Genomic DNA, 19,297 nt, shown 5'->3' with positions numbered 1-19,297 from the left:
CAAGTAACTTTGTTAATCACTTGATTTTGTTATCGTCTGGCAATCAGTGCTGCCGTTCGATGCGTTGCATTCTACTTACCTGACGCAATGAGTCAACGATATTTTTCACCACTGACGATCGTTTGCTGAAATTTGCGCCGAAACGATCACTGTTCAAGCAAATCTCCCCACGCAGCGCTCAAATACTGGAACATTGACCACAACGTCAGTATCGCGGCGACGAAGAAAAGTGCGATCCCGGCGTACTCTACCCAAATATTTGGACGCCACAGCAGCCATGCGAGCGCGGCCATTTGCGAAGTGGTTTTCACTTTGCCGATCCAGGACACCGCCACACTGCTACGTTTACCCAGTTCAGCCATCCACTCACGCAGCGCAGAGATAATAATTTCACGCGCAATCATCGTGGCGGCAGGAAGCGTTACCCACCAGCTGTGATAGTGCTCGGTCACCAGCACCATCGCGATAGCCACCAGTACCTTATCAGCCACCGGATCGAGGAAGGCGCCAAAACGCGTGCTTTGGTTCCAGCGACGCGCCAGATAGCCGTCAAACCAGTCGGTGACCGCCGCAATACAGAAGATCAGCGCACAAACGAAGGGAGCCCAGGTGAATGGCAGATAAAAAGCCAATACAAAGAATGGGATCAGGATGACGCGAAACAGCGTGAGCAACGTAGGGATATTAAATTGCATATGACGGATAACTATCTGTTGTCAGTAAAATTACCCCTATGTTGCTACAGAGGGCCTAATGTTTCAACGAGTAGAAGATCTTTTCTGCCAGAGCTTGCGAAATACCCGGCACTTTTGCAATTTCTTCAATACTCGCGTTACGAAGCCCTTGCAAACCGCCCATATATTTCAACAACATCTGCCGACGCTTCGGCCCGACACCTTCAATAGTCTCCAGCGTGCTGGTACTTTTCACCTTCGCCCGTTTTTTACGGTGCCCGCTAATTGCATGATCGTGAGATTCATCGCGGATATGCTGGATAACGTGCAATGCAGGCGAATCCGGCGGTAGGCTAAAGCCCTCACCTTCCGGCTCGAAGAACAGCGTTTCCAGACCAGCTTTACGATCGGCCCCTTTTGCCACGCCCAACAAAAGCGGGTGCTGTTTGTCCCAGGGCACGTCCAGTTCAGCAAACACGGCTTTCGCCTGCCCCAGTTGACCTTTCCCGCCGTCGATCAATATGACATCTGGAATCTTACTTTCTTCAATCGCCTTACCGTAGCGCCGACGGAGAACCTGATTCATTGCCGCATAATCATCACCCGGCGTAATACCCGTGATGTTATAGCGGCGATACTCGGCGCGCAGTGGTCCATTGGCATCGAATACCACGCAGGAGGCTACCGTCTGCTCGCCCATCGTGTGGCTGATATCAAAGCACTCCATGCGTTTCACTGCGGGTAACTTGAGTACTGATGCCAGCGCCGTCAGGCGTTGAGTAATGGTCGACTGCTGGGAAAGTTTTGTGGTTAACGCCACCGCCGCGTTGGTACGCGCCAGCTTCAGATACCGCGCGCGATCGCCTCGCGGTTTCGTCTGAACGTTGATCTTCCGCCCGGCCAGCTCAGACAGAGAGTCTGCCAGCAGGGTTTTATCGCTAAGATTAAAATCGAGCAGGATCTCACCGGGTAAGGTGCGCATCTGACTTCCCTGCAGATAAAACTGTCCGACAAAGGTTTCAACGACCTCGCCGAGTTCTGTTCCACCTGGGACTTTCGGGAAATAGCTACGACTGCCTAACACTTTACCCTGGCGAATAAACAGCACGTGCACACACGCCATGCCGGCGTCAAACGCCACGCCGATGACGTCCAGATCATCTCCGGTATTAGAGACAAACTGTTTTTCGGTCACGCGGCGTACGGCCTGAATTTGGTCACGAATGCGGGCAGCCTCTTCAAACTCGAGATTTTGGCTGGCCTTTTCCATCCGGGCGATCAGCTGCGTTAATACCTGATCGTCTTTCCCGGACAGGAACAGACGAACGTAATCAACCTGCTGTGCATACTCTTCCTCACTCACCAGGCCCGCCACACACGGACCGAGGCAGCGGCCAATCTGATATTGCAGACAGGGCCGCGAGCGATTGCGATAAACACTATTTTCGCACTGACGAATAGGGAAGATTTTCTGCAGCAACGCCAGCGTTTCGCGTACGGCGTAGCCGTTAGGAAACGGTCCAAAGTACTCGCCTTTGGCATGCTTGGCCCCGCGATGCATTGCCAGGCGAGGATGGGTATCGCCGCTGAGGAAAATAAAAGGATAGGATTTATCGTCGCGCAGCAAAACGTTATAACGCGGCTGATACAGCTTGATGTAGTTGTGCTCAAGCAATAACGCCTCGGTTTCGGTGTGCGTTACCGTGACATCAATCTGCTGTATTTGCGCGACCAGTGCTTCGGTCTTACGCGATGCGAGGTTGCTACGGAAGTAGCTGGAAAGCCTTTTTTTCAGGTCTTTCGCTTTCCCGACGTAGATGACCGTCCCGGCGTCATCATACATACGATAAACACCGGGCTGACTGGTCACGGTTTTCAGGAACGCTTTGGCATCAAACTGATCGGTCACTGGCTTGTTAATGTCTCCGCATTACACAGGCCATGGCGAATTGCCAGGTGAGTCAGCTCAACATCGCCGTGAATGTTTAATTTACTGAACATTCGATAGCGATAGCTGTTCACCGTTTTAGGACTAAGATTCAGTTGCTCTGAGATCTCATTGACCTTCTGACCTTTGGTGATCATCAGCATAATCTGCAACTCACGTTCAGACAAACTGGCAAACGGGGTTTCCGTTTTCTCAGGCTCAATCTGGCTAAGCGCCATCTGCTGAGCGATATCGGAGGCAATATAACGTTGGCCAGAATAAACCGAACGAATCGCACTCACGACCTCCTGGGGCGCAGCCCCCTTACTGAGATAGCCCGCGGCTCCCGCCTGCATGACTTTTGCAGGTAACGGGTTTTCGGTATGGACAGTCAGCATGATCACTTTAATATCAGCCGTTGAACGCGCAATTTTACGCGTTGCCTCAAGGCCACCAATACCGGGCATATTCATGTCCATCAGCACAACATCAACGGAATTTGAGCGGCACCATTTTACCGCATCTTCACCGCAGCACGCCTCGCCGACAACTTTAATGCCTTTTATATCTTCAAGAATGCGTCGTATCCCTGCGCGCACCAGTTCGTGGTCATCAACAAGAAAAACGTTGATCAAAGGAATATCTCCAGAATAGGGATAACGCTACCGATAGTTAATCGGTCCTATGTTAACGGGTTTTATCTCAACTTTGAAATGTAAAAATCGCCGTCTTTCGATTTTGCTCTCGTTTTTGGAAATTAGAAGGTACGACGAGTGGAAACTTTCTGTTATGGCAACCTTTTGCCACGGTTATATCTGCATAGCTGTTTCAGAATAGTGACAAAAAATTCATATTCGTCCGTTGAATGCAAAATAGGCAGCTAAAGTTGTAACAATAATTAACGAGTAAAATACTCGAAATAAACAACAGATGGAGAAAATATATGCAGTGCAACATGTTGTTTATTTTAATGTCCGCGGCTTATGTTTGCGCAGAAAACAACCGCTGATATTTTTAGCCTCGCTTATGGTATACTCCGGCGCCTTAAGATTTGACATCGCACTTTTTCATTGAAACATAACGAGGAAAATAAATGAGTACGCCTGACTTTTCCACTGCTGAGAATAACCAGGAACTGGCCAACGAAGTCACCTGCCTGAAAGCCATGTTAACGCTGATGCTGCAGGCAATGGGCCAAGCCGATGCAGGGCGCGTGATTCTTAAAATGGAAAAACAGATCGCGCTGATTGAAGATCAATCACAGGCTGCGGTATTTTCCAGCACTGTTAAGCAAATTAAACAGGCCTACCGCCAGTAATAAGAACCCGGCTGACAGCGATGCTCTCAGCCGGGTTTGCGTCTGACACTCAGAACGATGATTTACTCAGATCAGCCCGGTTGCCGCGGCATAACAGGCGATCTGCGTTTTGTTGGGTGCATTAAATTTCTTTTGCATATTTTTCTGGTGAAAGTTAACGGTATTTTCAGAAATCGACAGAATTATCGCTATCTCTGAAGAGGTTTTCCCCTCTGCCGTCCATTTCAATATCTCTTTTTCCCGCTTGCTAAAGCGCATCTCTGGCGCCATGACCATGTCATCTTGCAGCCGCGTCAGTACCGACAAGCTTTCCCGCACCAGCAGTTGCATCCTGAGCTCTACCTCATCGTTTGCAAAGCGACTATTACGGACACTCGCACGCGATACCGATAAAAAACCCAACGCCCGATTAGGCAACATTAAGCATTGCGTCATCCCTTTACGTAAACCGTGATTGCGCGCGGCATCCCACAGGGGCTGTGCATCGCGAAATAAGGTATCGTTCCAGGGTAAATGCCCCTGACTGAAGTTTTCAGGCTTCAGCACCGGATCAATAGCGAAATAATTCTCGGACTGATAATGCGCCACCCATGCTTTGGGATAGGTCGTGTGAAGCGACGTTTTAGGTCGGGTAAAAGGTACGGGATGACGAACACAGAGCGCGTAAAAATCGAACTCTAAATGCTGCGTCTGTTGTTGTAATTCATTATAGACATCCTCTGCCGTCGCCATTTCCTGAAAGCGTAACAGCATACTCCGTCGCCAGGTGAAGAAATCATGACCCTGCATACTAAGTGGTAATACCCCTGAGATTGATAATCATCCAAACATATGAAACAAGCTAACACATAAATGTATTTTATATATGCAAATTATCGGACAAATGGTCAATTACTTGAGCATTACTCAACGACGGCAGGAAGTAAAAGTATTGGGAGTTAATAATAAAGCAATAATTATAAATAGTTATGCGAACAACACTCGTCAAAAAACAATTTCGACGAGTGCTGCATGCACTATTTATTGCATCAGAAACTTTTCAAGAAACTGACGGGTTCGCGGCTGCTGCGGATGCGTGAATAAGGATTTAGCGGGCCCCTGCTCCACTATCCGTCCTTGATCCATAAATATCGCCCGATCGGCAACGTCGCGCGCAAAGCTCATTTCATGCGTCACAATCACCATGGTGCGTTTTTCCTGCGCCAGTTGGCGGATGGTATTAAGTACCTCGCCAACCAGTTCAGGATCAAGCGCGGAGGTAGGCTCATCAAACAGAATCACCTCGGGGCGCATCGCCAACGCCCGGGCAATAGCCACGCGCTGCTGCTGCCCGCCGGACAAACGCCGCGGATAGCTGGTTTCTTTACCAGCTAACCCGACTTTCGCCAGCAGTTCGCGCGCTCGGGCTGTCGCTTCGGCTTTCGGTTCGCCTTTAACAATCACCGGACCTTCAATAATGTTTTCCAGCACCGTGCGATGCGGGAACAAATTAAAGTTCTGGAACACAAAGCCCACGTGCTGGCGCAACTGACGAATCAGACCTTTCTGCTGAGTTAACGAACGCGCGGTATCAATGGTAATCTCACCCACCTTAATGGTGCCCGCCTCCGGTTGCTCCAGCAAATTAATACTGCGCAGCAGCGTCGTTTTGCCCGAACCGCTCGGCCCGATAATCGCCACAACTTCACCGGGTTTGACGTCAAGATCGATCCCATGCAGCACCGTTTGCCCATGGAATTTTTTGACCAGGTTTCTGACTTCGATAGCACTCATTTCGGCTCTCTCTCCTGGCGATTCAGTTGCTCTTCAAAATAGTTTTGCAGTGCAGAAAGCACCGTCGCCATCACCCAATAAATCAACGAGGCTGCCAGATACATTGTGAATACCTCCAGCGTACGCGAGGTAATCAACTGCGCCTGACGGAACAGTTCCGGTACCTGAATAGTCGCGGCCAGAGAGGTGTCTTTCACCAGGCTGATAAAGCTGTTACTCAGCGGTGGGAGTGCAACCCGCGCAGCCTGCGGCAGGATTGCCCGGCGCATGGTTTGCCACCGCGTCATACCAATACTGGCACCCGCTTCCCACTGCCCTTTGTCGATGGAGGAGATTGCCGCACGCAGCGTTTCCGCAGCGTAGGCCGCCGTATTAAGCGATAAGCCAATCATCGCCGCCGGAATAGGATCAAGCTCAATACCAAACTGCGGCAGACCGTAATAGATCATGAACAGCTGGGCAATCAACGGCGTTCCGCGAAAGATAGAGATATAAAAGCGCGCCAGCCAGCGCACAGGCAGCAGCGGCGACAGACGCATCAGCGCCAGGATAAAACCCAGCACGAGACCAAAGAACATCCCACCGATACTCAGTTGCAGCGTAAAAACTGCGCCCTTGAGCAGATACGGCAGAGAATCAATCACCAGTTGGATACTTTCATGCATTAGCGTTTTTCTACCTGGTCGTTACACGTGAGGATGGTAGGCAAACAGCGCAGGCGCCCCACCAGTATGAATAAAGAGAATTGGCCCTTCATCCTTGAAGCGTTTCTGGCTGATGCCATCAATCAGACCCGCCATCGCCTTGCCGGTATACACCGGATCCAACAAAATGCCTTCCAGACGCGCCAGCAGTTTTACCGCCTCCATGCCCTCTTCGTTTGGCGTACCGTATCCCGGCGCATAATAATCGTCCCATAACAGGATTTCCGCTGAGGCCGTCAGTTCCAGCTCCCGAGCAATATCCTGCTGCAGTGCAACAACTTTGGGCTTTTGATCCGCCACGCTGCGTGAGACGGTCACGCCGATAAGTTCGACGTCAGGCATCAATTGCTCCAGGCCCACGGCCAGTCCGGCATGGGTTCCCGCACTGCCCGAGGCCACCACTACGGAAGAGAGCGAAACGGCCCCTTCACACTGTTGGGCAATTTCCAGCGCGCTTTCCACATAGCCCAGCGCACCCAGTGCATTGGAGCCCCCAACCGGGATCACATACGGGCGGAACCCTTGCGCTTCAATCCGCGTCGCCAGATCCTGCAGCTGTGCATTCGGATCGGTCAGCGCATCGCACATTTCAATCTGCGTATTAAACAGGTCCAACAGCAGACGGTTGCCATTGGTGAGATAGTTTTCGGCAGTGGTGCCTATCGGATTTTCCAACAGCGCCACGCAGTGCAGGCCTAGCTTAGCGGCGACCGCCGCCGTCTGGCGAACATGGTTAGACTGAATAGCACCCGCGGTTATCAGCGTATCCGCGCCTTCACGCAGCGCGTCTGCGGCCAGAAACTCCAGCTTACGCAACTTATTGCCGCCCATAGCCATCGGCGTGACGTCATCGCGTTTAATGAAAATATCGCGCCCGAGATAATCTGAGAGGCGCGGAAGATATTCGAGTGGCGTTGGCGCGCCAATAAATTCCAGACGTGGAAAGCGCGTTAAATTATGCAGCGGCATACAGCCTCCGGTATTCGTTGTTGTGATGTTCTTTTATTATGCACGTTCAGGCGCAATGAAATAAAAAAAGGCGCTGTTAAAGGCGCCTTTTTTCATCAGATGACGATTATTTCGTCACATCTGCTCCAAACCATTTTTCAGACAGGGCTTTCAGCGAACCGTCTTTCTGCATTTCAGCAATGGCTGCATCCACCGCTTTCAGCAGATCTTCATTGCCTTTACGCAGCGCCACGCCGGACTCCTGGCGGGAGAATGCTTCACCGGTAACGGCCAGCGTATCCTTGGTTTTTTTCACCAGATCCAGCGCGGCCAGACGGTCAACCAGGATGGCGTCGATACGCCCTACGCGCAGATCCTGATATTTGGTCGGGTCATCATCATAGGTACGAATATCCACGCCCTGCACGTTCTGGCGCAGCCACTCTTCATAGTTGGTTCCCAGACCCACGCCGACTTTTTTACCTTTCAGATCGGCAGCAGTCTTAATAACGCCTTCATTGCCTTTCTTCACCAGCGCCTGGATACCAGAGACCGTATACGGGGTAGAGAAATCGTATTTTTTCTTACGATCATCAGAGATAGTCACTTGGTTGATGACCACGTCAATGCGTTTGGAATCAAGAGAAGCCAGCATACCGTCCCATTTGGTCGGCTTCAGCGTGGCTTTCACCCCAAGATGCTTGGCCAGTTCCTCGGCAAACTCCACTTCGAAACCGGTCAGCTTGCCGTCATCGCCCTGAAAACTAAACGGGGGATAGGTCCCTTCCAGGCCCACCAGCAGCGTGCCGCGCTCTTTAACTTTATTTAACAGACCTTCATCTGCATAAGTCTTCACGCTCATTCCGGCGACAAGTGCAACAGCCATTACACCCATCAGAGCCTGACGTCCCAGAAGTGCTAATTTCATAGTTACCCCGAATATTGTCATTAGTGACTATCATTTATGACTACAGTGTAAAGCGTTTGCCGTGATCCACAAACACGACTCTGTTACACCTTATTCGTTTTTAATATATATCAGAACTGGCTGTCCAGGAGGATTTCTGCATATGTCCCATATGCGTATGGGCTTTAAACTGCTCATACTTACGCAAGGCGATGCGGTAATTGTTGGTGCTGGTTTCCGGTAGCCACGGGGCAAGGTTTTCGTCGAGAAACCCTTCCTGCAGCAGATCGTGAGAGATATTTTGTTCGGTCAGATGATTCCCGAGGCGACGCAGGCGCACAACGTATTCGCGTACCGTGCCGTGACTCATTTCGGTCTGCTCGAATAAAAATTGCTTGAAGCCGATAATGTCAAAAAAGTCGCTCTGCTCTTTGCAGTGCAAATCACCACAAAAGCGACACAGTGCCACCCACTCTTTTTTCTCCTGTTCCCACTCTGCTTCATTCAGCAACGTGTCCAGTCGGGCGATGGCGATTTTATTCACAATTTGCCCGCGGCGAACCAGCGTGATCCTGTCGAGCAACTTAAAGCAATGGGCGCAATGCGTCTGGCTGTGTTTGAAATCTTTGAGGTAGCGGCTTAGAGGCCGTCTTTTTGATTGCTGCACCGTCATGAGAACTCCTGGTAGTCAATTCGTAATGCGGCATTGTTCAGGGGTAATGGTGTACCCCTATAGCTTACCCAGCTTGGTGCGTAGACGTTTGATGGCCTGACTGTGCAACTGGCTAACCCGTGACTCCCCCACTTCCAGTACCGCGCCAATCTCTTTCAGATTCAGCTCTTCCTGGTAGTACAGCGTTAACACCAGCTTTTCGCGTTCCGGCAACGCTTCGATCGCGTCCATCACGCGCTGGCGGAGGTTACCCTCAAGTAGCTGCTGTAACGGGTTTTCCTGCTGATGTTCTTCCGTCACCAGCTCAATACTATCGCCATGCTCTTCCCGCCACTCGTCGTAGGAGAAGAGTTGGCTATTATTGGTATCAAGCAACATCTGACGATACTCTTGCACAGGAATAGCCAGACGCTCCGCCACTTCGGTTTCCGTCGCGTTACGCCCTAATTCCTGCTCCAGTTGCCCCATCGCCTGTGCCACTTCGCGAGCATTGCGCCGAACGCTACGCGGCACCCAATCCCGGCTACGTAGTTCGTCCAGCATCGCTCCACGAATACGCTGCACTGCGTAAGTGGTAAATGCCGTTCCTTGCAAAGCGTCATATCGGTCGACTGCATTCAATAACCCGATGCCGCCCGCTTGTAGCAGGTCATCCAGTTCTACGCTCGCCGGCAAACGCACCTGAAGGCGCAATGCTTCGTGACGCACCAACGGTACATAACGCTGCCACAGCGAGTGTTTATCCATTACACCTTCAGCGGTATACAGTGAATTCACGATAAACAGCCCTGCGTTAAATGAGTTATCGGCATGATTATCCGTTTCTGCAGGGGTTTTAATCGGGTGAATAGTGGGTGAAATGAGGGGTTATTTGGGGGTTACGGGTAAAGCTGAATGTAAAAAACCCCGCCAGAGCGGGGTTTGCGCGATAAGTGTAAATTAACGCAGCAGAGACAGAACGTTCTGCGTGGTCTGGTTAGCTTGTGCCAGAACAGAAGTACCCGCCTGTTGCAGGATCTGAGCACGAGACATGTTAGACACTTCGGTCGCGTAATCAGCATCTTCGATACGGCTACGTGCAGAAGACAGGTTGTTGACTGTGTTGCCCAGGTTAGTGATGGTAGAATCGAAACGGTTCTGCACCGCACCCAGGTCAGAGCGCAGGGCATCAACCTGTGCCAACGCTTTGTCCAGAGCTTTCAGAGGGTCGGTAGTTTTATCAGTTGCTGTTTGAGCTTCAGCAGTAATTTTACCATTAGCATCTTTGTATGCTAATTTACCAGATCCATTGGTGATAGCGCCATCGGCTTGTACGTGATAAACCGCTTCATTAGAGTTAACTAAAGCACCCTTATCGTTAAGGTAAATTTGTTCATTTGCCGCATTTTCAACAACTCCTGCAGTAACAGTATAACCGCCGGCTTCAAAATCTGTTTTTCCAATAGCTCCTTTCAAACTTTCCGCACTGATTTCGGCATTTTTGATGCTAACAGCGCCTGCAGTTGTGTTCATACTACCAGCAATATTTATTTCAGTTTTGTTATCAGCAAATGTAATTTTTGCATCAACTTTAGCTGTGCCATCATTATTAAGTGCTAAATTTTCCAGCGAGGCTGGTTTTAGAGTGCCTGCTCCTGTTTGAGTCAAGTTACCACTGGAATCAAGGAATAACTCGCTATTATCTGCTGCTGAAGTGATTGAACCATCTTTGGCAATCGATACATCAAGTTTTTTACCATTGATGTCGATAGTAGCTTTTACGCTATCACCAGTTTTAGGGGTTAAATAACCCTGAACATCGCTTACGCCTGCTGCTGTTGCATCAAAGGTGTATGTATTACTTGCCTTGTTGAAGGTATAATCGGTACTAAATAGCTGCGCCTAATACCGCTACACTTTTGCCTGACCATGTTTTCCTCCGGGGAATGGGCTGGCGGTTTCCATAAAATGGCGGACCTTTTTCAGTAACTGCCACATTGAGCGGCACTGATGATTACGGGTTATCGTGTCATGAAGTGCCTGCCATAGCCGTTCCACATGATTCACCCACGGCGAGTAAACCGGCTGGTAAATTACCCTGAACTTGGGATTTGCTTTCAACCAGCGCTGTGTTTCGCGGCTTTTATGGATAATGTAGTTATCAACGATCAGCGTGATTGTTTTCGCCCGCCGGTAAGTGGCTTTCAGGTGCTTCAGCAGAGCGATAAACAGCGCTGAACTTTTGCTGTTGCCGCCCACGTAGCTGACTTTACCCGTGCCACTGTGCAGTGCGCCGGCCAGATAGTATTTTTCGTTCTGCCCCGGCGTCACTACCCGTTTCTGCTGTCCGCGCAACTGCCAGTCCGCACCGATTTTAGGATTAAGGTGGATATCCACTTCATCTTCATAAAATACCGGATGCTCTGCGCTGCATTCATCCAGCGCTTTGTGGATTACCGCCATCTTTTCATCTTTATGTGGGTCACGGATACGCAGAGTTGGCGCGGCCCTGCGCCATACAAGCCCCGCAGATGGCAACCAGCGGCGAACGGTTCCTGCATGTAACTGGCAACCGGTTATCTCATTGATTTTTATTGCCAGTAATTCGGTGCTCCAGCGTGAACGTTGATAACCAAAATCGCCGGGAGAATGCTTTATCAGCTCACGTAACAGGGTGCAGATATGTTCAAAAGGCCAGCGTCGGGAGCGCCCTGCGGGTAAGGATTTCAGGCCTTCAATACCTGAGTGCGTAAACCAGTTAATCCAGCGACCAACGGATGAACGGGCACAACAGAGAGTTCTGGCAACATCGCTGACCCGTTCACCCCGATGAAGCATCAGCATGGCCGTGAGTCTGCGGGCATGATTTTTATCGCGCGTTTTATGAATAGCTTTCTGCATCAGGCGTCGTTCGCCACGGGGTATTGGTGCTATGATCGGCATCGCTCAGTCCGGTTGGTGGTTTTGGTTGGTTTGGCGATTGATCAGATCGCACAATCCGGGCTGAGTTCCCTTTCAGTGATCTACTATTCCGCGCAGCTATTTAGTAGCGGTACCAAAACCATTGTTTACCGTTGCTTTGACAACATTAGTATCCGCCAGACTTGACAGTACATCGGATGCTGTTGCTTTACTATATCCAGCTTCCCCAGTATAAGTTTTGGCGGTAGCATCAAATTTAAAACCAGCTGCAAGTAAATCTTTATCAGTCGCAACTGAGTTAGCTACCCCTCCCTTACCATTCACATTAAAACCAGTAAGTCCCAGGGTAGAAGAAGTAATTTCTTTCAGATCGATGGTGATGGTTTCGCCGTCGTTCGCGCCAACCTGAATTTTCATGGAGCTGTCGGACGCCAGTACTTTCACGCCGTTAAACTGAGTCTGACCGGAAACACGGTCAATTTCGCTCAGACGCTGGGTGATTTCGTTCTGGATGGAATCCAGGTCAGACTGGGAGTTAGTACCGTTGGTTGCCTGAACGGACAGTTCACGCACACGCTGCAGGTTGTTGTTGATTTCGGACAGTGCACCTTCAGTGGTCTGCGCGATGGAGATACCGTCGTTGGCGTTACGGGAAGCCTGGGTCAGGCCTTTAACGTTGGCAGTGAAACGGTTTGCAATCGCCTGACCAGCAGCATCGTCTTTGGCGCTGTTGATACGCAGGCCAGAAGACAGACGCTCGATAGCGGAGCTCAGGGAAGACTGAGATTTGTTCAGGTTGTTCTGGGTCAACAGCGACAGGCTGTTTGTATTGATGACTTGTGCCATGATCTTTTCCTTATCAATTACAACTTGATGTTATTGGGCTGTTGCCCACGGTTTCTCACCGTAACCCATGTATCGGCACCTTAATTTCGAACTTTAGAAAATTTTTACTTTCCGCCCTCTTTTTTCTTAGCCCCAGAAATACCCGCAATATGCCCCACTATTCTGCGCATTATTTTTGCAAAACTATCATTAAACTTTGTGCGCAGATTGCCGATAACCCGCTTAACTACTGTTTGCAATCAAAAGGAATTAGGCATGGCTTCATTTACATCTCTCGGCGTCGGTTCAAACCTGCCGCTGGATACCTTGCTAAACAATCTGACCATCGCTGAAAAAAAACGCTTAAACCCGATCACGCAGCAGCAAAGCGACAATACAGCACGTCTGACAGCGTACGGCACATTAAAGAGCGCACTGGAAAAATTCCAGACGGCAAACACTGCGTTGAATAAAGCTGACATATTCAAAAGCACGACCGTTACCAGCAGTAATGAAGACCTGAAAGTCACCACCGAAGCTGGGGCGGCACCGGGTATCTATACAATTAGCGTCACCCAACTGGCACAAGCGCAATCTTTAAGAACTAACTCAACGACAACAATTGCATCAACAAAAGACGCGCTGGGTGATACTTCAGCAGAAACACGCACCATAAAAATTACGCAGGATGGCCGTAAAGAGCCGCTGGAAATTAAGCTTAATAAAGATCAGACCTCACTGGATGAGATCAGCAAAGCGATAAACGATGCTGATAGCGGAATTTCAGCCAGTATCGTCAAAGTCAAAGACGGCGACTATCAATTGGTACTGACCGCCAGTGAAGGCGAAGCCAATAAAATGACTATCTCCGTTGAGGGAGACAGCAAACTCAATGATCTTTTGGCTTATGACAGCAAAACCGGTACCGGGAATATGAAGGAACAGGTTAACGCACAGAATGCGCTGTTAACCGTGAACGGTATCGATATTGAACGCTCCAGTAATAAAATTACCGATGCCCCTCAGGGTGTGGTGCTTGATCTGACCAAAAAAGTCACTGACGTTCGCGTTACGGTGACAAAGAATAACGACAAAGCAACCGAAGCCATTAAAGGTTGGGTGGATTCATATAACTCCCTTATTGATACCTTTAACACGCTGACCAAATATAAAGAAGTTGATCCGGGTGCTGAAGCGCAAGACAAAAATAACGGAGCGCTGCTGGGTGACAGCGTTGTTCGTACCATCCAAAGTGGAATTCGTGCACAATTTGCCAACGGTGCCAGTGATGGCGCTTTTAAGACATTAAATGAAATTGGTATTAAGCAGGACGGCGCAACCGGCAAGCTGAAAATTGACGATGATAAGCTGAAAAAAGTCCTGAACGAAAATACAGCATCCGTGCGTGAATTGCTGGTCGGCGACGCCAAAGAAACCGGTATTACCACCAAAATTGCCACCGAAGTAAAAAGCTATTTAGCAGACGACGGTATTATCGACAGCGCGCAAGACAGCATTAACTCAACGCTGAAAAAACTGACCAAACAGTATCTGTCGGTCAGCGCTAGCATTGATGACACGGTAGCGCGTTACACGGCACAGTTTACGCAGTTAGACACCATGATGAGCAAGCTCAACAACACCAGTACTTATCTGAGTCAGCAATTTACGGCGATGAATAAATCCTGATAACACGAGGTAAGCATGTATACCGCGAGCGGTACCAAAGCCTATGCACAGGTCGGCATAGAGAGTGGCGTAATGAGCGCAAATCCGCATCAGCTGATTGAAATGTTATTTGACGGCGCGAACAGCGCCCTGGTGCGCGCTCGCCTGTTTATGCAACAGGGTGATATTGTCGCTAAAGGTGAAGCGTTAAGTAAAGCCATTAATATTATCGACAATGGCCTGAAGGCAGGACTTGATCAAGAGAATGGCGGCGAAATCGCCACCAGTCTGTCTTCACTGTACGACTATATGATTCGCCGTTTACTGCAAGCTAACTTGCGTAATGATTGTCAGGCCATTGAAGAAGTCGAAGGGTTACTCGGCAACATTGCAGATGCCTGGAAACAGATCTCACCGAAAGCATCTTCCCAGGAGTCTCGTTAATGACCTCAGCCGTGGAGTTTATCAACCGTTGGCAGCGCATCGCGCTGCTCAGTCACTCACTGCTGGAACTGGCGCAGCGCGGTGAATGGGACCTTTTACTGGAACAGGAAGTTACCTATCTGCAAAGTATTGAAGTGGTCATGGAAGAGCAAACTCCACCAGGCATTACGCGAAGTATTCAGGATTTAGTGGCCGGGTACATTAAACAGACGCTGGATAACGAACAACTGCTCAAAACATTGTTGCAGCAGCGTCTGGATGAACTCAGCAATCTCATCGGTCAGTCGACGCGCCAAAAGACGCTAAATAACGCTTATGGCCGTCTTTCCGGCATGCTGTTAGTTCCCGACGCCCCCACTGCACCACAATAATTTCCCGTCTCGTCTGAATAATCTTCCATACTCCAGAGGTCGGCCAAACGACTTCTGGAGCACGGAAGATGAAAAATCCCACGTTATTGCAGTATTTTCACTGGTATTACCCCGAGGGCGGTCAACTCTGGCCCGAACTTGCCGAACGCGCAGGTGGACTCAATGACATCGGCATCAATATGGTGTGGTTACCTCCCGCTTATAAAGGCGCATCCGGCGGCTATTCCGTTGGCTACGACTCCTACGATCTGTTTGATCTGGGGGAATTCGACCAAAAGGGAACCATCGCTACCAAATATGGCGATAAAAACCAGCTGCTGGCGGCGATAGACGCGCTAAAACACAATGATATTGCCGTACTGCTCGACGTGGTGGTTAACCACAAGATGGGCGCAGATGAAAAAGAGAATATTCGTGTGCAGCGCGTTAACGCCGAGGATCGCACGCAAATAGACGATGAGATCGTCGAATGCGAAGGCTGGACGCGCTACACCTTCCCTGCCCGCGCAGGCCAGTACTCGCAATTCATTTGGGACTTTAAATGCTTCAGCGGTATTGACCATATCGAAAACCCAACCGAAGACGGCATTTTTAAAATCGTGAACGACTACACCGGCGAAGGCTGGAACGATCAGGTTGATGATGAGTTGGGTAATTTTGATTATCTGATGGGCGAAAACATCGATTTTCGCAATCACGCCGTAACTGAGGAGATCAAATACTGGGCGCGTTGGGTGATGGAGCAAACCCAGTGTGACGGCTTTCGTTTAGATGCCGTGAAACATATTCCGGCATGGTTTTATAAAGAGTGGATTGAGCATGTGCAGGAAGTCGCCCCCAAGCCGCTGTTTATCGTCGCGGAATACTGGTCGCATGAAGTCGACAAGCTGCAAACCTACATTAATCAGGTGGAGGGGAAAACCATGTTATTCGACGCCCCTTTACAGATGAAATTCCACGAAGCCTCTCGTCAGGGACGCGATTACGACATGAGTCAGATTTTCACCGACACCCTGGTGGAAGCCGATCCGTTTCATGCCGTCACCCTGGTGGCCAATCACGACACTCAGCCCTTGCAGGCGCTGGAAGCCCCTGTCGAACCGTGGTTTAAGCCGCTGGCCTATGCGCTGATCCTGTTGCGCGAAAACGGCGTGCCGTCAGTGTTTTATCCTGACCTCTACGGAGCGCATTACGAAGACACCGGCGGCGATGGCGAAACCTATCCTATCGACATGCCGATCATTGAACAGCTTGATGAACTGATCCTCGCGCGCCAGCGCTTCGCACACGGGGTACAGACGCTCTTTTTCGATCACCCTAACTGTATCGCTTTTAGCCGCAGCGGAACGGACGACGATCCCGGCTGTGTGGTTGTTCTGTCTAACGGCGATGACGGGGAAAAGACCATCAATCTCGGTGCGAATTACGGGAATAAAACCTGGCGCGACTATCTGGGAAATCGCGAAGAAAGCGTGGTCACCGATGAAAACGGTGAAGCGACGTTTTATTGCAACGGCGGTAGCGTCAGCGTGTGGGTGATTGAAGACGTGTTATAAAGCTCAACCCCGGTGGCCGTTGGCTACCGGGGCGTATAGCTTATGGCAGTGGCGTGGCCAGCGGCGTTTTCTTTAACGCGTCAGCACATTCCTGCGTCGGGCGGTCGACCCGCTGCAGCGTCATACCGTCATATTCCAGCGTATTGCCTTCCCGCTCAATCTCATACAGCTCGCGTTTCACCGTCACGTTGGTGAGATCGCCAGAGATCATCGTCAGTTTCCCCGGCAGCGCGATCACTCGCTGCCACTGGCGACAATCCAGCGTGTCGCCCTCTTTTGTTACCACCAGGCTGGCAATCGCTTCCGGGCTCACCAGACTGCGTTGCGGACCTTTTGACTGCCAGTATCCTTCCAGACCGGCTGGCGCTGGCGTTTTCACCACGTCGTTATAATTTTCTACTTCGGCGCATCCGGTAAGCGCCAGAAATACAGCAACGATTGCTAATTTTTTCATCATTCATCCTGCATGCGAAGAAAATGGGATTGTGGCATTAAAGGCCTGATGTCGCCAGCCTTTCGGCAGTGTCGAGAAAGATTGATCCAGACGGTGTTACCTCTTATTACTCATAGTCAAAAATTCTGATCGGTGTAGTATCCACACTTCTTGTTACATACCTTCTGAGTTCAGAGGCACAACGCATGTCATGGCAACACTTCAAACAGGCCTGGTTAATTAAATTTTGGGCCCCCGCCCCTGCGGTCATCGCAGCGGGTATTCTCTCTACCTACTATTTCGGCATTACGGGAACCTTCTGGGCCGTTACCGGCGAATTCACTCGCTGGGGTGGTCAAATCCTGCAACTGTTCGGCGTTCACGCCGAAGAATGGGGATACTACAAGCTGATCCATCTCGAAGGCTCACCCCTGACCCGCATTGACGGCATGATGATCCTCGGTATGTTCGGGGGCTGTTTTGCTGCCGCATTGTGGGCAAACAACGTCAAATTACGCATGCCGCGCAGTCGGGTGCGCATTATGCAGGCGATAGTCGGCGGAATGATTGCCGGATTCGGCGCCCGGCTGGCAATGGGCTGTAACCTGGCCGCATTCTTCACCGGTATTCCACAGTTCTCGCTACACGCCTGGTTTTTCGCCCTGGCAACGGCTATTGGCTCATGGTTTGGCGCACGCTTTACCCTGCTGCCGATGTTTCGTATTCCGGTTAAAATGCAGAAAGTCTCCGCCGCTTCTCCGTTAACGCAAAAGCCGGATCAGGCCCGTCGCCGTTTCCGCCTCGGCATGCTGGTGTTTATCGCCATGATCGGCTGGGCGCTCCTCACTGCGATGGATAAGCCCAAACTTGGTTTGGCCATGCTGTTCGGCGTCGGGTTCGGGCTGCTGATTGAACGGGCGCAAATCTGCTTCACCTCCGCCTTCCGCGACCTGTGGATTTCCGGTCGCACCCATATGGCGAAAGCGATCATCTTCGGGATGGCGGTCAGCGCCATTGGTATCTTTAGCTACGTGCAACTGGGCGTCGAGCCTAAAATCATGTGGGCAGGTCCGAATGCGGTGATCGGCGGCTTGCTGTTCGGCTTCGGCATTGTTCTGGCGGGCGGGTGTGAAACGGGCTGGATGTACCGCGCCGTTGAAGGCCAGGTGCATTACTGGTGGGTGGGTCTGGGCAACGTTATTGGCTCGACCATTCTGGCCTACTACTGGGATGATTTTGCTCCTGCACTTGCCACCAATTGGGACAAAGTGAATCTGCTCAACACCTTCGGCCCGCTCGGTGGCCTGCTGGTAACCTATCTGCTGTTATTTACCGCGCTGATGCTCATCATCGGCTGGGAAAAACGCTTCTTCCGTCGCGCTGGGCTGACGCCTGCCAAGGAGTCTGTATGAAAAATATCGTGCCTGATTATCGCCTCGATATGGTCGGCGAGCCGTGTCCGTATCCGGCTGTCGCCACACTGGAAGCGATGCCGCAATTGAAGAAAGGTGAGATTCTGGAAGTGGTGAGCGATTGCCCGCAGTCAATCAACAATATTCCACTGGATGCGCGTAATCACGGCTATACGGTGCTGGATATTCAGCAGGATGGTCCAACGATTCGTTATTTAATTCAGAAGTAATGCGATTCTCCCGTTGCCCGACGCAGCGGGAGAATGTTCGGCTTGCTACACCTGCATCGACATTACTTCCTGATACGCCGACACCAGTTTGTTGCGCACCTGGATCCCCATCTGCATCGATACCGACGCTTTTTGCATATCGGTCATCACATCGTTCAGCGCAATACCCGGTTCACCGAGGGTAAATTTCTCAGCCTGCACACGGGACGCGGTTTGTACATCGCTGATCCTGTCTAACGCCGCATGCAGTTGACCGGCAAAGCTCACGGTCGGTTGTGGCTGCATATCCTGCATTTTTGCTGACATCGCCGTGGTCTGTAGCTGGCTGATGACCCCTTCAATCCCCTGTATTGCCGACATTCTGATCCCCTGGATAATTTTTTACGTAGTTGAGATTACCAGTTAGTCAATAAGATAAAGGCGTTAAATAACGATAAAAAACCACGGTTTTTAACGCATAGAAAAATTCGAAACCGCAAATAATGAGACCGTCAATTTTTCGAGTTTGCTGACCCGGGAGTGAGTCTTGTTCC

21 protein-coding genes and 1 pseudogene are annotated in these 19,297 nt (G+C 50.5%); 7 read left to right on the top strand and 15 right to left on the bottom strand.

The features are described 5' to 3' along the window. Positions 1 to 146 precede the first annotated feature (146 nt). The 3 genes from pgsA to uvrY are packed head-to-tail and all read right to left on the bottom strand — an operon-like array spanning position 147 to position 3,236. A complete protein-coding gene (pgsA, locus tag HV237_RS10050) occupies positions 147 to 695 on the bottom strand; it encodes a CDP-diacylglycerol--glycerol-3-phosphate 3-phosphatidyltransferase (protein ID WP_016153472.1) in 549 nt (182 codons plus the stop codon). Positions 696 to 750: 55 nt separating this feature from the next. Further along, positions 751 to 2,583: an excinuclease ABC subunit UvrC gene (gene uvrC / locus HV237_RS10045; RefSeq protein WP_016153473.1), complete on the bottom strand. Its 1,833-nt coding sequence runs from the start codon at positions 2,581 to 2,583 to the stop codon at positions 751 to 753. Then, a complete protein-coding gene (uvrY, locus tag HV237_RS10040; protein ID WP_006684079.1) occupies positions 2,580 to 3,236 on the bottom strand; it encodes a UvrY/SirA/GacA family response regulator transcription factor in 657 nt (218 codons plus the stop codon). The genes uvrC and uvrY overlap by 4 nt, the downstream gene beginning before the upstream one ends. A 458-nt stretch (positions 3,237 to 3,694) precedes the next feature. Between uvrY and HV237_RS10035 the strand changes: the two genes are divergently transcribed. After that, on the top strand, positions 3,695 to 3,919 hold the full coding sequence (locus HV237_RS10035) for a DUF2594 family protein (protein ID WP_016153474.1): 225 nt from the start codon (positions 3,695 to 3,697) through the stop codon (positions 3,917 to 3,919). Between the two features lie 66 nt (positions 3,920 to 3,985). Here HV237_RS10035 and sdiA read toward each other — a convergent pair whose 3' ends face one another. From sdiA to HV237_RS09985, 10 genes and pseudogenes are all read right to left on the bottom strand, one after another. After that, a complete protein-coding gene (gene sdiA, locus HV237_RS10030) occupies positions 3,986 to 4,708 on the bottom strand; it encodes a transcriptional regulator SdiA (protein WP_016156833.1) in 723 nt (240 codons plus the stop codon). Between the two features lie 231 nt (positions 4,709 to 4,939). Continuing rightward, on the bottom strand, positions 4,940 to 5,692 hold the full coding sequence (tcyN, locus tag HV237_RS10025; protein WP_003030477.1) for an L-cystine ABC transporter ATP-binding protein TcyN: 753 nt from the start codon (positions 5,690 to 5,692) through the stop codon (positions 4,940 to 4,942). Beyond that, entirely contained in the window at positions 5,689 to 6,357 is a 669-nt protein-coding gene (tcyL, locus tag HV237_RS10020; protein ID WP_003030474.1) for a cystine ABC transporter permease, read from the bottom strand. Before tcyL ends, tcyN begins: the two co-directional genes overlap by 4 nt. Positions 6,358 to 6,378: 21 nt before the next feature. Then, positions 6,379 to 7,365 carry a D-cysteine desulfhydrase gene (dcyD, locus tag HV237_RS10015; protein WP_047358000.1) on the bottom strand — a complete coding sequence of 329 codons (987 nt, stop codon included), beginning with the start codon at positions 7,363 to 7,365 and terminating at the stop codon, positions 6,379 to 6,381. Between the two features lie 106 nt (positions 7,366 to 7,471). Next, complete coding sequence (gene tcyJ / locus HV237_RS10010) at positions 7,472 to 8,272, bottom strand: cystine ABC transporter substrate-binding protein (RefSeq protein ID WP_016156835.1); 801 nt, start codon at positions 8,270 to 8,272, stop codon at positions 7,472 to 7,474. Positions 8,273 to 8,372: 100 nt separating this feature from the next. Further along, positions 8,373 to 8,924: a flagella biosynthesis regulatory protein FliZ gene (gene fliZ, locus HV237_RS10005; RefSeq protein ID WP_016153478.1), complete on the bottom strand. Its 552-nt coding sequence runs from the start codon at positions 8,922 to 8,924 to the stop codon at positions 8,373 to 8,375. A gap of 57 nt (positions 8,925 to 8,981) precedes the next feature. Beyond that, positions 8,982 to 9,701 carry an RNA polymerase sigma factor FliA gene (gene fliA, locus HV237_RS10000; protein WP_016153479.1) on the bottom strand — a complete coding sequence of 240 codons (720 nt, stop codon included), beginning with the start codon at positions 9,699 to 9,701 and terminating at the stop codon, positions 8,982 to 8,984. A 162-nt stretch (positions 9,702 to 9,863) separates the two neighbouring features. Further along, complete coding sequence (locus HV237_RS26330; protein ID WP_181541810.1) at positions 9,864 to 10,571, bottom strand: flagellin; 708 nt, start codon at positions 10,569 to 10,571, stop codon at positions 9,864 to 9,866. 243 nt (positions 10,572 to 10,814) lie between these two features. After that, the gene (locus tag HV237_RS09990) at positions 10,815 to 11,846 is read right to left on the bottom strand and encodes an IS630-like element ISEc33 family transposase (protein WP_046092923.1); all 1,032 of its coding nucleotides are present in this window, start codon (positions 11,844 to 11,846) and stop codon (positions 10,815 to 10,817) included. 105 nt (positions 11,847 to 11,951) lie between these two features. Beyond that, positions 11,952 to 12,671, bottom strand: a pseudogene (locus tag HV237_RS09985) (flagellin FliC); the annotation flags it as partial. A 255-nt stretch (positions 12,672 to 12,926) separates the two neighbouring features. On the opposite strand from HV237_RS09985, the gene fliD reads away from it, so the two are divergent. The 4 genes from fliD (at position 12,927) to amyA (ending at position 16,689) form a co-directional block, all read left to right on the top strand. Next, the gene (fliD, locus tag HV237_RS09980) at positions 12,927 to 14,339 is read left to right on the top strand and encodes a flagellar filament capping protein FliD (protein ID WP_047357998.1); all 1,413 of its coding nucleotides are present in this window, start codon (positions 12,927 to 12,929) and stop codon (positions 14,337 to 14,339) included. 15 nt (positions 14,340 to 14,354) lie between these two features. After that, on the top strand, positions 14,355 to 14,762 hold the full coding sequence (fliS, locus tag HV237_RS09975; RefSeq protein ID WP_047357997.1) for a flagellar export chaperone FliS: 408 nt from the start codon (positions 14,355 to 14,357) through the stop codon (positions 14,760 to 14,762). Continuing rightward, positions 14,762 to 15,133 (top strand): flagella biosynthesis regulatory protein FliT, encoded by a 372-nt coding sequence (gene fliT, locus HV237_RS09970; protein WP_003030458.1) that lies wholly within the window; start codon positions 14,762 to 14,764, stop codon positions 15,131 to 15,133. The genes fliS and fliT overlap by 1 nt, the downstream gene beginning before the upstream one ends. 68 nt (positions 15,134 to 15,201) lie before the next feature. Next, entirely contained in the window at positions 15,202 to 16,689 is a 1,488-nt protein-coding gene (gene amyA / locus HV237_RS09965) for an alpha-amylase (protein ID WP_019077069.1), read from the top strand. 40 nt (positions 16,690 to 16,729) lie between these two features. On the opposite strand, the gene yedD is transcribed toward amyA, so the two are convergent. Beyond that, the gene (gene yedD / locus HV237_RS09960; RefSeq protein ID WP_016153484.1) at positions 16,730 to 17,143 is read right to left on the bottom strand and encodes a lipoprotein YedD; all 414 of its coding nucleotides are present in this window, start codon (positions 17,141 to 17,143) and stop codon (positions 16,730 to 16,732) included. Positions 17,144 to 17,328: 185 nt separating this feature from the next. Here yedD and yedE point away from each other — a divergent pair, with 185 nt between their 5' ends. Then, entirely contained in the window at positions 17,329 to 18,534 is a 1,206-nt protein-coding gene (yedE, locus tag HV237_RS09955; protein WP_019077070.1) for a selenium metabolism membrane protein YedE/FdhT, read from the top strand. After that, positions 18,531 to 18,764, top strand: a complete 234-nt coding sequence (yedF, locus tag HV237_RS09950) for a sulfurtransferase-like selenium metabolism protein YedF (protein ID WP_000790504.1) — start codon at positions 18,531 to 18,533, stop codon at positions 18,762 to 18,764. The genes yedE and yedF overlap by 4 nt, the downstream gene beginning before the upstream one ends. A gap of 45 nt (positions 18,765 to 18,809) precedes the next feature. On the opposite strand, the gene fliE is transcribed toward yedF, so the two are convergent. Continuing rightward, positions 18,810 to 19,124: a flagellar hook-basal body complex protein FliE gene (fliE, locus tag HV237_RS09945; RefSeq protein WP_016153486.1), complete on the bottom strand. Its 315-nt coding sequence runs from the start codon at positions 19,122 to 19,124 to the stop codon at positions 18,810 to 18,812. Positions 19,125 to 19,297: the final 173 nt, after the last annotated feature.

Source organism: Citrobacter sp. RHBSTW-00570 (genome assembly GCF_013739755.1).
GTDB lineage: Bacteria > Pseudomonadota > Gammaproteobacteria > Enterobacterales > Enterobacteriaceae > Citrobacter > Citrobacter braakii.
This window is presented reverse-complemented; position numbering and strand designations above follow the sequence as displayed.

Coding starts and splice junctions, on each gene's coding strand:
- tcyL (WP_003030474.1), bottom strand. CDS start 6,357: ATGCATGAAAGTATCCAACTGGTGATTGATTCTCTGCCGTATCTGCTC.
- HV237_RS09990 (WP_046092923.1), bottom strand. CDS start 11,846: ATGCCGATCATAGCACCAATACCCCGTGGCGAACGACGCCTGATGCAG.
- fliS (WP_047357997.1), top strand. CDS start 14,355: ATGTATACCGCGAGCGGTACCAAAGCCTATGCACAGGTCGGCATAGAG.
- dcyD (WP_047358000.1), bottom strand. CDS start 7,365: ATGCCGCTGCATAATTTAACGCGCTTTCCACGTCTGGAATTTATTGGC.
- sdiA (WP_016156833.1), bottom strand. CDS start 4,708: ATGCAGGGTCATGATTTCTTCACCTGGCGACGGAGTATGCTGTTACGC.
- yedD (WP_016153484.1), bottom strand. CDS start 17,143: ATGAAAAAATTAGCAATCGTTGCTGTATTTCTGGCGCTTACCGGATGC.
- tcyN (WP_003030477.1), bottom strand. CDS start 5,692: ATGAGTGCTATCGAAGTCAGAAACCTGGTCAAAAAATTCCATGGGCAA.
- HV237_RS10035 (WP_016153474.1), top strand. CDS start 3,695: ATGAGTACGCCTGACTTTTCCACTGCTGAGAATAACCAGGAACTGGCC.
- yedE (WP_019077070.1), top strand. CDS start 17,329: ATGTCATGGCAACACTTCAAACAGGCCTGGTTAATTAAATTTTGGGCC.
- fliZ (WP_016153478.1), bottom strand. CDS start 8,924: ATGACGGTGCAGCAATCAAAAAGACGGCCTCTAAGCCGCTACCTCAAA.
- fliE (WP_016153486.1), bottom strand. CDS start 19,124: ATGTCGGCAATACAGGGGATTGAAGGGGTCATCAGCCAGCTACAGACC.
- fliT (WP_003030458.1), top strand. CDS start 14,762: ATGACCTCAGCCGTGGAGTTTATCAACCGTTGGCAGCGCATCGCGCTG.
- yedF (WP_000790504.1), top strand. CDS start 18,531: ATGAAAAATATCGTGCCTGATTATCGCCTCGATATGGTCGGCGAGCCG.
- pgsA (WP_016153472.1), bottom strand. CDS start 695: ATGCAATTTAATATCCCTACGTTGCTCACGCTGTTTCGCGTCATCCTG.
- fliD (WP_047357998.1), top strand. CDS start 12,927: ATGGCTTCATTTACATCTCTCGGCGTCGGTTCAAACCTGCCGCTGGAT.
- amyA (WP_019077069.1), top strand. CDS start 15,202: ATGAAAAATCCCACGTTATTGCAGTATTTTCACTGGTATTACCCCGAG.
- tcyJ (WP_016156835.1), bottom strand. CDS start 8,272: ATGAAATTAGCACTTCTGGGACGTCAGGCTCTGATGGGTGTAATGGCT.